Annotated in this window: 10 protein-coding genes; 9 read left to right on the forward strand and 1 reads right to left on the reverse strand. The window is 70.9% G+C overall.

Features of this window, described 5'->3' with window-relative positions:
* The 3 genes from ACILSK_RS21340 to ACILSK_RS21350 form a co-directional block, all read left to right on the forward strand.
* Positions 1 to 258, forward strand: a 258-nt coding sequence (locus tag ACILSK_RS21340) for a response regulator transcription factor (protein ID WP_395729199.1), incomplete at its 5' end; no start/stop codon positions are given.
* An 80-nt stretch (positions 259 to 338) separates the two neighbouring features.
* A complete protein-coding gene (locus ACILSK_RS21345) occupies positions 339 to 1301 on the forward strand; it encodes a slipin family protein (protein ID WP_395729200.1) in 963 nt (320 codons plus the stop codon).
* 186 nt (positions 1302 to 1487) lie between these two features.
* Positions 1488 to 5522 carry an RICIN domain-containing protein gene (locus ACILSK_RS21350; protein ID WP_395729201.1) on the forward strand — a complete coding sequence of 1345 codons (4035 nt, stop codon included), beginning with the start codon at positions 1488 to 1490 and terminating at the stop codon, positions 5520 to 5522.
* A gap of 219 nt (positions 5523 to 5741) precedes the next feature.
* Here ACILSK_RS21350 and ACILSK_RS21355 read toward each other — a convergent pair whose 3' ends face one another.
* Positions 5742 to 6488 (reverse strand): DUF4118 domain-containing protein, encoded by a 747-nt coding sequence (locus tag ACILSK_RS21355; RefSeq protein WP_395729202.1) that lies wholly within the window; start codon positions 6486 to 6488, stop codon positions 5742 to 5744.
* 256 nt (positions 6489 to 6744) lie between these two features.
* Between ACILSK_RS21355 and kdpF the strand changes: the two genes are divergently transcribed.
* The 6 genes from kdpF to ACILSK_RS21385 all read left to right on the forward strand — a co-directional run bounded on the left by kdpF (position 6745) and on the right by ACILSK_RS21385 (position 14921).
* A complete protein-coding gene (kdpF, locus tag ACILSK_RS21360) occupies positions 6745 to 6834 on the forward strand; it encodes a K(+)-transporting ATPase subunit F (protein WP_395729203.1) in 90 nt (29 codons plus the stop codon).
* A gap of 1 nt (position 6835) precedes the next feature.
* On the forward strand, positions 6836 to 8491 hold the full coding sequence (gene kdpA, locus ACILSK_RS21365) for a potassium-transporting ATPase subunit KdpA (protein WP_395729204.1): 1656 nt from the start codon (positions 6836 to 6838) through the stop codon (positions 8489 to 8491).
* A gap of 10 nt (positions 8492 to 8501) precedes the next feature.
* Entirely contained in the window at positions 8502 to 10670 is a 2169-nt protein-coding gene (gene kdpB / locus ACILSK_RS21370; RefSeq protein WP_395729205.1) for a potassium-transporting ATPase subunit KdpB, read from the forward strand.
* Positions 10670 to 11536, forward strand: coding sequence for a potassium-transporting ATPase subunit C (locus ACILSK_RS21375; RefSeq protein WP_395729206.1), 867 nt, complete (start codon positions 10670 to 10672; stop codon positions 11534 to 11536). Before kdpB ends, ACILSK_RS21375 begins: the two co-directional genes overlap by 1 nt.
* A gap of 95 nt (positions 11537 to 11631) precedes the next feature.
* A complete protein-coding gene (locus ACILSK_RS21380; protein WP_395729278.1) occupies positions 11632 to 14196 on the forward strand; it encodes an ATP-binding protein in 2565 nt (854 codons plus the stop codon).
* On the forward strand, positions 14196 to 14921 hold the full coding sequence (locus ACILSK_RS21385; protein ID WP_395729207.1) for a response regulator: 726 nt from the start codon (positions 14196 to 14198) through the stop codon (positions 14919 to 14921). Before ACILSK_RS21380 ends, ACILSK_RS21385 begins: the two co-directional genes overlap by 1 nt.
* Positions 14922 to 14923 lie beyond the last annotated feature (2 nt).

Consider the following 14923-nt stretch of genomic DNA (forward strand, 5'->3'; position numbering starts at 1 on the left):
CTGGTCGGCGAGGCGGGCTCCGGTGAGCAGGCCGTCGACCTCGCGGACGAGCTGGCGCCCGACCTGATCGTGATGGACGTCCGGCTGCCCGGCATCGACGGGACGGAGGCCTGCCGGCGGATCCTGCGGGCCCGGCCCGGCGTTCGAATCGTCCTGGTGTCGACCTACGAACGCGCCGATCTACCCGGCGTCGACGGCTGCGGGGCCGCCCGGTTCGTCCGCAAGCAGGACTTCGACGTGCCGGCCCTGCTCGACTGACCGACGCACCCCCGCCCGGCCCGACCGAGGGTTAGCCTCGGATGGAGGCCGTCTCGAACGCCGGTCGGAGGTGGGTTCTCATGTACCTCTGGTGGATCGTGATTCTGGTGGCGCTGGTCCTGTTCGTCAGCGCGGCGGCGATGTCCGCCCGGGTGGTGCAGCAGTACGAACGGGGCCTGGTCTTCCGGCTCGGCCGGCTCCGGGACGGTGTCCGCGGACCGGGCCTGACGACCATGCTGCCGGTGGTGGACCGGCTGCGGAAGGTCAACATGCAGATCACCACCATGCCGGTACCGGCCCAGGACGGCATCACCCGGGACAACGTCACGGTGCGGGTGGACGCGGTGGTGTACTTCCGGGTCCTCGATCCGGTGCTGGCCACCGTCAACGTGCAGGACTACATGTTCGCCGTCTCCCAGGTCGCGCAGACGTCGCTGCGCTCGGTGATCGGCAAGAGCGATCTGGACGACCTGCTGAGCAATCGCGAGCGCCTCAACCAGGGGCTGGAATTGATGATCGACAGCCCGGCGCTGGACTGGGGGATCCATATCGACCGGGTCGAGATCAAGGACGTCGCGCTGCCGGAGGCCATGAAACGCTCGATGTCCCGGCAGGCCGAGGCGGAGCGCGAACGCCGGGCCCGGGTGATCTCCGCCGACGGCGAACTCCAGGCGTCCGAGAAGCTCTCCCAGGCCGCCGGCACGATGGCGGACACACCGGGCGCCCTGCAACTGCGGTTGCTGGAGACGATCGTGTCGGTCGCGGCGGAGAAGAACTCCACCCTGGTCCTGCCGTTCCCCGTCGAACTGCTCCGCTTTCTGGAGCGCAGCACGCCCACGGCGCAGACCGCCGACCCGCCCACGGCACCGCCGGCCGCGCCCACGGCAGCGCCGGCGGCGGCTGCCCCCACGGCACGGCCGGCCGCCCCGCTCATTCCGCCGCCGCCACCGCCGGCTGCCCCGCCCATTCCGGGTCAGGCACCGCCGGCCGATCGCGAACGCGGCGGGCCGATCGGCCACGGTCGGGATCTCATCATCAATTGATGTGAACCGGAAGGCTGCCCGCAGCAGGCACTGTCGAACCTGATACCTATTTCGCCGTGTCGGTTCGATAACTCTTCAGGGGTGCGTGCACCCCCGAATCAACCTGGTAGTGCGCACCATCGATTTCCTCGGGTCGAAAAGCGAACCTTTGTTGGTCCGCAATTCTCCCTGACCCGAGGAAATCGAATGTCCCGACGAATCAACCGCGAAGGGCCGGTCGCCCTGCGCGTCCTGGCCCGGCGCAGCCTGCTCAGCCTGCTCGCGGTATCCACTGCCGCCACGATCTGTGTGCTGCCGGTGACCCCGGCCGCGGCGTCCGTGAATCCACTCGGGGTCGCCCTCGCCGCCGCCCCGGTGGCGACGGCGCCGGTCACCACCGCCGACAGCCCGGCCCCGGCCGCCGATCCGGCTCCGGCGCCCGCCGCCCCAGCGACCACGCCCGCCCCGGTCACGCCTGCCCCGGTGGCCGCCCAGGCGCCGAGTCCGGCACCGGCCGCCGCGGCACCGGCCGCCGCACCGACGTCCGCCGCGCCGGCGCCGACCTCCGCATCGGCGCCGTCGGTCGCGACGCCCGTCCCTACCTCGAGCGCCGGCCCCACCGATGCCACCGCGGCACCGGCCACCACCTTCACGCTGTCGTCGGCGGCGCGCAGCCTGCTGGCCGGCCTGCAGCTCAACGTGGGCTCCGGCACCGTCACCGGCACCCTGAACGGCTCGGTGCTCACGGTCGACGCCGGATCGCCGGCGATCCCGTTCCAGCTGCCGGTCGCCGGTCAGTCCGTGTCCTTCACCGGCGCGACGGTGACGATCGACGAGTCGACCAAGACCCTGACCCTCACCGCGAACGTGGCCGCCACCAACGGGCTCGGCGGTTCGCTGACCGTCACCATCGCCCACGCCGACACCACCGACCTGTCCGGCACCGACCTGACCGCGACCGTCGACGTCACCGGGATCTCGGTGCTGGGCGCCACCGTCGGGGTGTCCGGGTCGCTGTCCTACACGGGCGGCACGCTCGCCGCCTCGCTGACCGGAACGCTCAGCGCGGACGCGGTCGTCGCCGACGGGGTGCTCACCGTCAAGGGCGGCAGCACGGTCACCCTGGCCACCGACACCGGACTGAGCATCAGCGGCAGCGCGGTTCTCGGCTCCGGCGCGACGGCCTTCACGGTCTCCGTCAGCGGCGCGATCAAGGACGGCAAGAACTGGTCGCTGAAAGCGAATGACACTGTCAACACCGAGGCTTTCAGCCCGATCGACGGCCTGACCATCAGCCCGGCGTTCACCGGATCGATCACCGACACTGCAGGCAAGATCACCTTCGACGTCGCCGGTGACGACACCGGGAGCTGGACGACCGGCGGCGCCACCCTGTCGCTCACCCACGTCGAGGTCTCCAACGCCGCCGTGCCGAGCGGATTGGCCTGTCCCGCCGCCGATCCCGGGCAGGTCTGGTTCGACGTCCAGGGCGGCCTGGCCGACGCCGCCGCCGGCATCAGCGGCACCGCGCAGGCCTGCGTGGTACCGGCCGCGAAGTCCTTCCAGATCACCGCGAGCTCCCCGACCATCACGCTGCCCAACACCGGCGGCTTCTCGATCGACAACCCGTCCGTGTCGATCACCGGTACCGGCGTCGGCACCGCCCAGGCCAAGGTCGCGGTGACCGCCCAGGCGACCCTGACGGTGACCCCCGACAGTGCGCACACGGTGCACGTCCCGGTCACCTTGAACTTCGCCGACGACGGCAGCTTCACCGCATCGGCCGGGGTCGACCTGGGTGCGCTCGGGGTCGGCGCCACGGGTAGCAATGGCACCCTGGTGCTGGCCAGCAAGCAGGTCCCCGCCTTCGACCCGACCACCGTCGGTGCCACCGGCGACCCGTTCACCCTGCCGGCCGGGATCACGCTGCTGCTGAACTACCAGCCCACCGGCGCGGTCAGCGCGGCGCTGAACAACCTGCAGCTGCCCACCCCGAAGACCATCGCGGTCCGGGCCACCCTGTCCAACAACGGCTTCGCCGCCAGCGCCCATCTGCAGTTCGGCGCCGCCGACCAGGGCGCCAAGCTGTTCAAGCAGGACACCCCGGGTGGCGCGTCGGCCTATGTGAACGACCTGACGCTGGGATTCCAGTTGGGCGCCTCCAGCGGCACGCTGACCGTGTCCGGCTCGGCCTTCGTGACGATTCCCAAGCTCTACCCGGACGGCCAGACGTCGCAGGTCGAGGTGACGCTCGGCGGCAGCCTCGGCGTCAGCACCGAGGGCGCGGTGTCGGTCTCCATCCAGTTCGACATCACCGGCCTGGGCGGCCCGTGGACCGACGCGTTCGGCATCAAGGGCCTGTCGGTGGGCGAGGTCGCCGGCAAGATCGGCGTCGAGATCAGCCCGACGACGGCGGGCCTTCCGGTGCCCACCCTGGCCTTCAAGGTCGACAACCTGAAGCTGCCGAAGGCCTGGAATGACGCCATCGGCATCCAGGACGGCGCGACGTCATCGCTGAACCTCGTCTTTGACGTGAACAACCCCATCCTGGGCGTCTCGATCGTCGGTCAGAAGACCGCGCAGAACCCGAACGGTATCGCGCTCAAGCCGTTCACCATCGTCAAGTCCGTCGCCGGCAATGCGATCCCGGCCTCCCTGCCGGATTCGGTCCAGGTCAACACGGCGCAGCTGCTGTTCGCCCCGCTGGGCGGAAACGACGCCACGGGTCACGCCATCAACCCGGGCGCGACGGTGGTCTTCGACAGCACCGTCGCCGGGGTTCCGGTGCACGTCGACGGAAACGTGGCCGTGCTGCCGTACCCGAGCCTGACCGCCGATGCCAGCGTCGGGAACTTCGCGGTCGGACCGGTCACCCTGAACAACACGGATCTGAAGATCAATCTGTCGGCGAACCCGGCGAACCCGCAGGCGGACTTCAGCTTCCACGGCGGGTTCACCGACAAGTACACCGGCATCTCGTTCCTCGCCGGCATCGACGAGGGTGCCTCCGCGTCGATGGCCAACGCGGCCGTCTCCCTGCACATCGCCGGTGGGCAGCCGAAGTACCTGCAGGCCGGCGCGGACCTGGCCGGGTCGGTGTCGGTGAGCGGCAGCGGTGCGTCGTTCTCGGCCTCCGGCAATGCGTCGGTCACGATCGAAGGGGTACCGCTCGGCTCGGTGCCCTTCAGCTACTCCACCACCAGCGGCGCGCTCTGGCAGCAGCTTCAAGGCGACGCGGCTCAGGTCGCCCGGGCGTTCAAGAACGCGTACGGCTGGACCGACGCGCAGGCCGCCGCGGCGCTGAACACCCTGCGGGCCACGCCGAACCAGATCGCCGGCGCCCTGCAGAACGCCTACGGCGACGGCTATGACAAGGTCATGCGGGTGCTGCTGAGCACCGGCTTCAGCGTCGACACCGCGATCTCCGCGGTGAAGTCCGTGCTCGGCGCCGCGGATAGCCAGGTCGCGTCCACGCTGTCCCAGCTGGGCTACCAGCAGACCCAGATCACCAACCTGCTGGTTCGTTTCTACGGCGACGCCGACGCCCGGATCGCCTCCGTGCTGCTGGGCCTGGGCAACACCGCGACCAGCGTCGCCGGCACCCTGCACGCCGTGTTCGGCGACACCGATCGCCAGGTGGCCGTCGCATTCCAGCAGATCGGGGTCCCGGCGCAGACGATCCAGGCCGCGCTGACCAACGCGTTCGGTGACGGGCAGGCCGCGATCTACAACGTGATGACGTCCATCGGTGCTGCCGGCTCCAGCACCCTGGACGCCCTGGCCAGCGTGTTCAACTCGGGCGCCTACTCGCCGTCGTCGCACCCGTGGTACTCCGCCCCGCTGCTCTGGGACGTCTCCTACGGCAGCACCGCGGACGGTGCGCCGCTGCTGCAATGGGTCTGGAACGGCGGCCACAACCAGCAGTGGTACGTGCTGCCCACCGACAGCGGGTACGCCGAACTGGTCAACCGGAACAGCGGCAAGTGCCTGGCGGCACCCGGTTACGGCGCCGGCCAGCAGCTGATCCAGGTCGCCTGCACCGGCAACCCCGGCCAGCAGTGGTTCCTGAACGTGTACCAGGGCCAGAGCCTGCTGGGCCAGACCAAGACCGTGCAGAACCGGGCCACCGGTCTGTTCGCCGATGTCGCCGGGGCGAGCACCAATGCCGGTGCGGCCATCGACCAGTGGTACTACAACGGTGACTGGAACCAGCAGTGGTACTTCGGGCCGGCCGTCGGCTGATCCCTCGGACGCCGGACCACCGGCACCACGCGTGATCGGCCCCGGGACACGAACCACGTGTCCCGGGCCGATCCATGTCCCGGGCCGGTCCGCCTGAAGACATGTCGACCCCTCCCCGCGCGGATCAACTACGCCGGCGCGGATCAACTGACCGGGAATGGGACGGGTGGGACGGATGTCGCCGACTTCGTCCGCGCGGCCCGCCGCGCCGCCTCCCGTTCACCCGGCGCGGGCATCGGTGGCCAGCGCCGTACCGGCCTGGTCGGCCAGCATGGCCGCAACGCGCAGCTGGCTACGGCTGGGCCGGACGACCCGGGTGGCGGCGGTGAGCAGGTAGTGCCCGTAGACGGTGCCGCCGTGCCGGACGGGCAGGGTCACCTGGGTGTCGGTGGGCAGGCCCTTGCGGGTCACGTCCACGGGATGGCCGGCGCGGATCAGGGTGCCGTCACCGTTCAGGGTGGGCAGACCGAATCGAGTCGCCGGGTCGAATCGCGCGGTGTCGAGCTGCAGCAGGGCGACGAGCTGGGCGCGGACCAGATCCACCACCTCACCGCTGGCCGTGGCGCCGGCCGCCACTGCACCGGCGGTGCCGAGCAACCCGTCGAGGTAACCCTGTTCGCGGCTGGCGTGCGCCTGCTGCCGTCGCCCCCAGAGCGCGATCTCGCCGACGGCGGCGCCCACCAGCAGGAGCAGCACCGCCGTCTCGACGTCGTCCGAGTCGGTGATGGTGAAGGTATGCACCGGCTCGGTGAGGAAGAAGTCGAAGCCCACGGTCGAGGCGAGCGCGGCGGCGATCCCGGCCGGTCGGCTGCCGGTGGCGGCGGCGGCGACCACCACCAGCACCAGCACCAGCACCGCGGTGGTGCTCGCGATCGTGCCGCGGCCGAACGAGAGCAGCCAGCAGACCAGCAGCGGGACGGCGACGGAGGCACCGATCAGCGATCCGCGCAGGGCCCCTCGATTCACGTCGATCCTCACCCCACCGATCCAACTCCCGGCCGCCGGGCGCCGCCGTATCGAAAACGTGAAATCCCGGCTCCGGCGCGTAGAGATTTCGTGAAAACGGGCCGCCGACCGGGGATGCGGGTCTTACATGGGCTCCGGCGGCCGATCCTCGGCCGCGCCGGTTCTCAGGGGTTCTCGTGTCCGATCTGATCTTCCTGCTGCTGACGGTGCTCGCGTTCGTCGTCCTCGGCCTGCTGGTGCGGGCGGTGGAACGGCTGTGACGTGGGTGAATGTGGTCGGTGCCGTGCTGGCGATCGGGCTGGTCGGCTACCTGGTGGCCGCCCTGCTGTTCCCGGAGCGGTTCTGAGATGACGACGGCGACCGCGGGCGTGCTGTTCATCGCGTCCCTGATCCTGGTGCTGGCCCTGGTCTACCGCCCGGCCGGCGACTACCTGTACCGGGTGCTCACCCCGGCCGGCCACTCCCGGGTGGAGCGGGGCATCTACCGGCTGGTCGGGGTGGACGCCGATGGCGAGCAGACCTGGGGGGTCTATGCCCGGAGCGTGCTGGCCTTCTCGGCGGTGTCGGTGCTGCTGCTCTACGGACTGCAACGGCTGCAGGATCACCTGTTCCTGTCCCTGGGCTTCGATGCGGTGGCGCCGGACCAGGCCTGGAACACGGCGGTCAGCTTCGTCACCAACACCAACTGGCAGTCGTACTCGGGCGAGACGACGATGGGCTACCTGGTGCAGGCGGCCGGTCTGGCGGTGCAGAACTTCGTGTCCGCGGCGGTCGGCATTGCGGTCGCCGCCGCGCTGGTCCGCGGGTTCGCCCGCCGGGCCACCGACCGGCTCGGCAACTTCTGGGTCGACCTGGTCCGCATCGTGCTCCGGGTGCTACTGCCGGTCGCGGTCGTCGGCGCGATCGTGCTGATCGCCGGCGGTGTGGTGCAGAACCTCTCGGCCGGAACGGATGTCGTCACCCTCGCGGGTGGCACCCAGCACCTGACCGGCGGGCTGGTGGCCAGCCAGGAGTCGATCAAGGAATTGGGCACGAACGGCGGCGGGTTCTACAACGCCAACAGCGCGCACCCCTTCGAGAACCCGACCGGCTGGACGAACTGGCTCGAGGTGTTCCTCCTGCTGGTGGTCCCGTTCGCGCTGCCGCGCACCTTCGGCCGGATGGTCGGCGACAACCGGCAGGGCTACGCGATCGTCGCCGTCATGGGCGTGCTGGCCATCGGCAGCGTGATCACGCTGAACGCCCTGCAACTCGCGCACGGCGGGACCGTGCCGCAGGCGGTCGGGGCGGCGGCGGAAGGTGTCGAGACCCGTTTCGGCGTCCCGCAGTCCGCGACCTTCGCGGCGGCCACCACCCTGACCTCGACCGGCGCGGTGAACTCGTTCCACGACTCCTACACCGCACTGGGCGGCGGCGTGCCGCTGGTCAACATGATGCTCGGCGAGGTCGCGCCCGGGGGGACCGGGTCCGGGCTGTACGGGATGTTGGTGCTGGCGGTCGTCACCGTCTTCATCGCCGGGCTGATGGTCGGGCGCACCCCGGAGTACCTGGGGAAGAAGATCGGTGCCCGCGAGATGAAGTTCGCCGCCATGTATTTCCTGGTGACGCCGATGGTGGTGCTGGTCGGGACCGCCACCGCGTTCGCCACCGGCAGGCAGGACGCCACACTGAACGCCGGGCCGCACGGATTGTCGGAAATCCTGTACGCCTTCACCTCGGCCGGCAACAACAACGGGTCGGCCTTCGCCGGCCTGTCGGTCAACACCCCATGGTGGAACACCGCACTTGGCCTGGCCATGCTGCTCGGCCGGTTCGTGCCGATCATCCTGGTGCTCGGCCTGGCCGGTTCGCTGTCCGCGCAGCAACCCACGCCGGAGTCCGCGGGCACGCTCAAGACCTATCAACCACTGTTCGTCGGCATGCTCGTCGGGGTCACCGTTGTCCTGGTCGCCCTCACCTACCTGCCCGCGCTCGCTCTCGGCCCGCTGGCCGAGGGTCTGTAGGAGAACGCCGATGTCGATCACGACCGTGCCCGCCGATCCGGCTTCGACCGCGACGGCAGCGCCGGGCCCGCGCCGGGTCGGCGGCGGCCTGCTCGACCCCGGGCAGCTGGTCCGATCCGTGCCGGACGCCCTGCGCAAGTTGAACCCCGCGACCCTGTGGCGTAACCCGGTCATGTTCATCGTGGAGATCGGCTCGGTCTTCACCACCGTGCTGGCGCTCGTGCAGCCGTCGGTGTTCGCCTGGTCGATCACCGTCTGGTTGTGGCTGACCGTGCTGTTCGCCAACCTGGCCGAAGCGGTCGCCGAAGGCCGGGGCAAGGCGCAGGCCGACTCCCTGCGCAAAGCCAAGCAGGACACCGTGGCGCGCCGGCTCACCGGCTGGACACCCGGCTCGACGACCGCGGCCGAAATGGGCGTGCCGGCCGCCCAGCTCACCGTCGACGACGTGGTGGTGGTCGAGGCCGGCGAAATCATCCCCGGTGACGGGGATGTCGTCGAGGGCATCGCCAGCGTCGACGAGTCGGCGATCACCGGAGAATCGGCGCCGGTGATCCGCGAGTCCGGCGGTGACCGGTCCGCGGTCACCGGCGGCACCAAGGTGCTGTCGGACCGGATCGTCGTCCGGATCACCCAACGGCCGGGGGAGAGCTTCCTGGACCGGATGATCGGACTGGTCGAGGGGGCGAACCGGCAGAAGACGCCGAACGAGATCGCCCTGAACATCCTGCTGGCCTCGTTGACGATCGTCTTCCTGCTCGCCGTGGCCACCCTGCAGCCGATGGCCATCTACTCGAAGGCGCAGAACCCGGCATCGGTGGATTCCGCGGCGCTCGGCGCGGCCGGGCTGACCGGGGTCGTGCTGGTCGCCCTGCTCGTCTGTCTCATTCCCACCACGATCGGCGCGCTGCTGTCCGCGATCGGCATTGCCGGGATGGACCGGCTGGTGCAGCGCAACGTGCTGGCCATGTCCGGGCGGGCCGTCGAGGCCGCCGGCGACGTGAACACGCTCCTGCTCGACAAGACCGGCACCATCACCCTGGGGAACCGGCAGGCCAGCGAGTTCCTGCCGGTCGAGGGGGTGTCCGCGGACGAGCTGGCGGACGCGGCGCAGCTCTCCAGCCTGGCCGATGAGACCCCGGAGGGCCGTTCGATCGTGGTGCTGGCCAAGTCGGCCTACGGGTTGCGTGAACGCCATCCGGGCGAACTGGCCGGCGCGAGGTGGGTGCCGTTCACGGCGCAGACCCGCATGTCCGGCGTCGATCTGCCGGCCGGCGGGGGCCTGCGGCAGGTCCGCAAGGGCGCGGCGAGCGCGGTGATGGCCTGGGTCCGCGACAACGGCGGTCGGGCGCTGACGAGCATCGGCCCGCTGGTGGACGGGATCAGTGCCGGCGGGGGCACCCCGCTGGTGGTCGCCGAGCTGGTTCCCGGCCAACCGGCCCGGTCCCTCGGCGTGGTCCACCTCAAGGACGTGGTCAAGTCCGGGATGCGCGAGCGGTTTGACCAGATGCGCCGGATGGGCATCCGCACGGTGATGATCACCGGCGACAATGCGTTGACGGCAAGGAGTATCGCGCAGGAGGCGGGCGTCGACGACTTCCTCGCCGAGGCGACGCCCGAGGACAAGATGGCCCTCATCAAGCAGGAGCAGGCCGGCGGCCGGCTGGTCGCGATGACCGGGGACGGCACCAACGACGCTCCCGCGCTGGCCCAGGCCGACGTCGGGGTCGCGATGAATTCCGGGACGTCCGCGGCCAAGGAAGCCGGCAACATGGTCGACCTGGACTCCGACCCGACCAAGCTGATCGAGATCGTGGAGATCGGCAAGCAGCTGCTGATCACCCGCGGGGCGCTGACCACCTTCTCCATCGCCAACGACATCGCCAAGTACTTCGCGATCATCCCGGCCATGTTCGTCGCGGTCTACCCCAGCCTGGACGCGCTCAACATCATGCGGCTGTCCAGCCCGACGTCGGCGATCCTGTCCGCCGTCATCTTCAACGCGATCATCATCGTGGTGCTGATTCCCCTTGCCCTGCGCGGTGTCCGGTACACCCCAGGCAGTGCGTCGGTGCTGCTCCGGCGCAACCTGCTGGTGTACGGGCTCGGCGGCATCATCGCTCCGTTCATCGGCATCAAGCTCATCGACCTCGTCGTCTCCCTCATCCCCGGGATCTCGTGATGCGCCTCCCCACCGCCGTGTCCCACCACCTGGCCGCCCTGCGCGCGTTGCTCGTGTTCACCGTGCTGCTCGGCATCGGCTACCCGCTGGCCGTGCTCGCCATCGCCCAGTTCCCCGGCCTGCAGAGCAGGGCCGACGGGTCACTCGTCGTCGACCCCGGTGGAGCAGTGGTCGGCAGCGCCCTGATCGGCCAGTCGTTCACCGATGCCGACGGCCATGCCCTCGTCCAGTACTTCCAGACCCGGCCGTCCGCCGGCGGATACGACCCGACGGCGTCGGGCGCGTCCAACCTCGGCCCGGAGAACGTCGTCGACGGTACGGTGGATGGCTCGCCCGCATCCCTGCTCACCCAGGTGTGCGCACGCAGCCGGGCCGCCGGGGAACTGAACGGCGTCGACGGCGGCCGGCCGTACTGCACCGCCGACGGGATCGGCGCGGTGCTCTCGGTCTTCCACGCCGACGGGCTGACCGGCCAGGTGACCCGGGTGATCAGCGTCAACGAACCCTGCCCGGCGGCCCCGTTCCTGGGCCGCTACCAGGGCGTGGCCGTGGAGTGTGCGACCCCGGGGACGGACTACTCCGGCGGCGTCATCACCCCGATCCGCGGTGATGCACCGGACGTCCCGGCCGTGCCCCCTGACGCGGTGACCGCCAGCGGCAGCGGGCTGGATCCCGACATCAGCCCGGAGTACGCGGCGCTGCAGGCCGGCCGGGTGGCCCGGGCCCGGGGCATCGACGACGCGACCATGCGGGCCATGATCGCCGAGCACACCGCCGGCCGGACGTTGGGTTTCCTCGGTGAGCCGACCGTCAACGCGCTGGAGCTCAACATGGAGTTGGATCAGCGGTACCCGTTCAGTGGGTGATGGGCGACCGGGTGGACGGAGGTGAGCCGGTGGCGACGAGAGGTCGGCTGCGGGTGTACCTGGGCGCCGCTCCCGGGGTGGGCAAGACCTACAAGATGCTCGAAGAGGCGCACCGGCGGCTGGAGCGGGGCACCGACGTGGTGGTGGCACTGGTCGAGAGCCACGGCCGGCCGTTGACCGAGGCCCTGCTGGACGGGTTGGCGCAGGTGCCCCGGAAGGTGGTGCGGTACCGGGACGCCGAGTTCGCCGAGATGGACCTGGACGGCGTGCTGGCCCGCCGCCCGCAGGTGGCGCTGGTCGACGAACTGGCGCACACCAACGTGCCCGGCAGCCGCCACGCCAAACGGTGGCAGGACGTCCAGGAACTGCTGGACGCCGGGATCACCGTGATTACCACGGTGAACATCCAGCACCTGGAGTCGCTCAACGACGTGGTCGCCGAGATCACCGGCGTGCCGCAACGGGAGACCGTGCCGGACGAGATCGTCCGCCGGGCCGACCAGATCGAACTGGTCGACATGACTCCCGAGGCGCTGCGGCGGCGGATGGCGCACGGCAACATCTACGCCCCGACCAAGGTCGACGCGGCCCTGAGCAACTACTTCCGGGTCGGCAACCTGACGGCCCTGCGCGAGCTCGGCCTGCTCTGGCTGGCCGACAAGGTGGACGACCAGCTCGACCGGTACCGCGCCGACCACCACATCACCGACACCTGGGAGGCCCGCGAGCGGGTCGTGGTCGCATTGTCCGGTGGCCCCGAGGGCGACACGCTGATCCGGCGGGCGGCCCGGATCGCCGACCGCACCAAGGGCACCGACCTGGTCGCCGTGCACATCGCCCGGGCCGACGGGCTCACCGGGCCCGGCCCGGTGCACCTGGGCCGGCAGCGCACCCTGGTGGAGAGTCTCGGCGGAACCTTCCACCAGGTGATCGGCAGTGACATTCCCTCTGCTTTGCTGGATTTCGCCCGCGGAGTGAACGCAACCCAACTGGTGCTGGGGGCCAGCCGGCGCGGCCGGATCGCCCAGCTGTTCACCCGGGGGGTCGGTGTGACGACCACCGCCGGGTCGGGCGCGATCGACGTGCACCTGGTCACCCACGAGCAGGCTCCGGCCCGTCGGCACCGGGTCCGGTTCACCGGCCGCGGGGCGCTGACCCGGCGCCGGCAGACCGCCGGCTTCGTGGTGGCGGTCGTCGGTATGCCCGCGCTGACGCTCCTGTTGACCCTGCTCCGCGGGCAGTTGAGCCTGCCCAGCGACATCCTCACGCTGCTGCTGGGGGTGGTCGCGGTCGCCCTGGTCGGTGGCCTGCTGCCCGCCGTGCTCGCGGCGGTGCTCGGCTTCCTGCTGCTGAACTACTTCTTCGTCGCGCCGATCCACCAGTTCACCATCGCCCAGGGCGAGAACCTGCTCGCCCTGCTCGCGTTCGTGCTGGTGGCGGTGGCGGTGAGCCTGGTGGTCGACCTCGCGGCGCGACGCACGACCCAGGCGACCCGCGCGCAGGCGGAAGCCGCCACCCTGTCCACCCTGGCCGGCAGCGTCCTGCGCGGTGCGCGACCGTTGCCGGCCCTGCTGGAGCGGGTGCGCGAGACGTTCGGCCAGGACAGCGTCACCTTGCTGGAACGGGTCCCCGATACGGCCGCCGGCCCGGGCCTGCGGCACGAACCCCAGGCCTGGCGAGTGGTGGGTTGCGTCGGCGGGCCGCCCTGCGCGGTACCCGCGGACGGCGCCGCCGACGTGCCCATCGACGACCACCTGACCCTGGTCCTGCGCGGGCCGGTCCTGGCCGCCGGCGATCGGCGGGTGCTGGCGGCGTTCGCCGCCGAGGCGGCCGTCGCGCTCCGCCAGGAACGACTGGCCGCGCAGGCCGCCGAGCTGAGCCAACTGACCGAGCTGGACCGGTTACGCACCGCGCTGCTCACCGCCGTCAGCCACGACTTTCGCACCCCGCTGGCCGCGGCCAAGGCGTCGGTGACCAGCCTGCGCAGCCCGGACGTGACGTTCTCGCCCGCGGACCGCGCGGAACTGCTGGCCACCGCCGAGGAATCGTTGGATCGGCTGACCCGGCTGGTGGAGAACCTGCTGGACATGAGCCGGCTGCAGGCCGGCGGGATGGCCATCCACCGGCAGCCGATCAGTGTGGCCGAGCTGATCCCGCGGGCCCTGGACGAACTCGGTGAACTCGGCCGTCCGGTGGTCGTGCCGGAGGCGGACGATCTGCCCGATGCCTGGGCCGACGCCGCGTTGCTGGAACGCGTGCTGGCCAATCTGATTGCCAACGCCGTCCGGTACAGCCCGCCCGACCGGCCGCCCACGGTCACCGTCAGCGAGCACGACGATCGGGTCGAGGTGCGGGTGGTCGACCACGGTCCCGGTGTCCCGGTGGACGACCACGAGCGGATCTTCCTGCCATTCCAACGGTTGGGGGACACCGACAACACCACCGGGCTCGGGTTGGGGCTGGCCCTGTCGCGCGGGCTGACCGAAGCCATGAACGGCACCCTCACCCCGGAGAGCACGCCGGGCGGTGGGCTCACCATGACGGTGGCGCTGCCCGTCGTGGACGGGGAGCACGGCCCGGTGCCGGACGACGACCGGGCCGACGCGGTGCTGATCGACCAGGTCGACGAGTGGTCGCGGCCACACCAGGGGAGCCGGTGATGGGCACGCCGACGGGGGACGATCCGGCCGGCCGGCCGGCCACCGATCGAGCGGCCCGCGTGCTGGTGGTGGACGACGAGCCGCAGTTGCTGCGCGCGCTGCGAATCAACCTGGCCGCCCGGCACTACGACGTCGACACCGCCGACGACGGCGAAAGCGCGCTGCGCACCGCCGCGGCCCGGCCGCCCGATCTGGTCGTGCTCGACCTGGGCCTGCCGGACCTGGACGGGGTCGACGTCATCCGGGCGCTCCGCGGCTGGACGCCGGTCCCGATCATCGTGCTGTCCGGCCGGGCCGGCAGCTCGGACAAGGTGCACGCGCTGGACGCGGGGGCCGACGACTACGTCACCAAGCCGTTCAGCCTCGACGAGCTGCTGGCCCGGATCCGGGCGGTCACCCGCCGCGTCGGCCCGGCGGAGACGCCGACGGTCACGATCGGCCGGCACCGGGTCGACCTCGGCGATCGGACGATCGTGGCCGCTGACGGCGACGCACCGCATCTGACCCGCACCGAGTGGCAGCTGCTGGAGATCCTCTGCGCCCACCCCGGCAAGCTCATCACCCAGACCAGCCTGTTGCAGCGGGTGTGGGGCCCCGGGTACGAAACCCAGACCCACTACCTGCGCCAGTACATGGCCCACCTGCGCCGCAAGCTCGAGGACGACCCGGCCCGCCCCCGCCACCTGCTCACCGAACCCGGAATGGGCTATCGCTTCGCCCCCTGATT

The organism is Nakamurella sp. (assembly GCF_044224575.1).
Lineage (GTDB): Bacteria > Actinomycetota > Actinomycetes > Mycobacteriales > Nakamurellaceae > Nakamurella.

Coding starts and splice junctions, on each gene's coding strand:
- ACILSK_RS21345 (WP_395729200.1), top strand. CDS start 339: ATGTACCTCTGGTGGATCGTGATTCTGGTGGCGCTGGTCCTGTTCGTC.
- ACILSK_RS21350 (WP_395729201.1), top strand. CDS start 1,488: ATGTCCCGACGAATCAACCGCGAAGGGCCGGTCGCCCTGCGCGTCCTG.
- kdpA (WP_395729204.1), top strand. CDS start 6,836: ATGACGACGGCGACCGCGGGCGTGCTGTTCATCGCGTCCCTGATCCTG.
- kdpB (WP_395729205.1), top strand. CDS start 8,502: ATGTCGATCACGACCGTGCCCGCCGATCCGGCTTCGACCGCGACGGCA.
- ACILSK_RS21375 (WP_395729206.1), top strand. CDS start 10,670: ATGCGCCTCCCCACCGCCGTGTCCCACCACCTGGCCGCCCTGCGCGCG.
- ACILSK_RS21380 (WP_395729278.1), top strand. CDS start 11,632: ATGCTCGAAGAGGCGCACCGGCGGCTGGAGCGGGGCACCGACGTGGTG.
- ACILSK_RS21385 (WP_395729207.1), top strand. CDS start 14,196: ATGGGCACGCCGACGGGGGACGATCCGGCCGGCCGGCCGGCCACCGAT.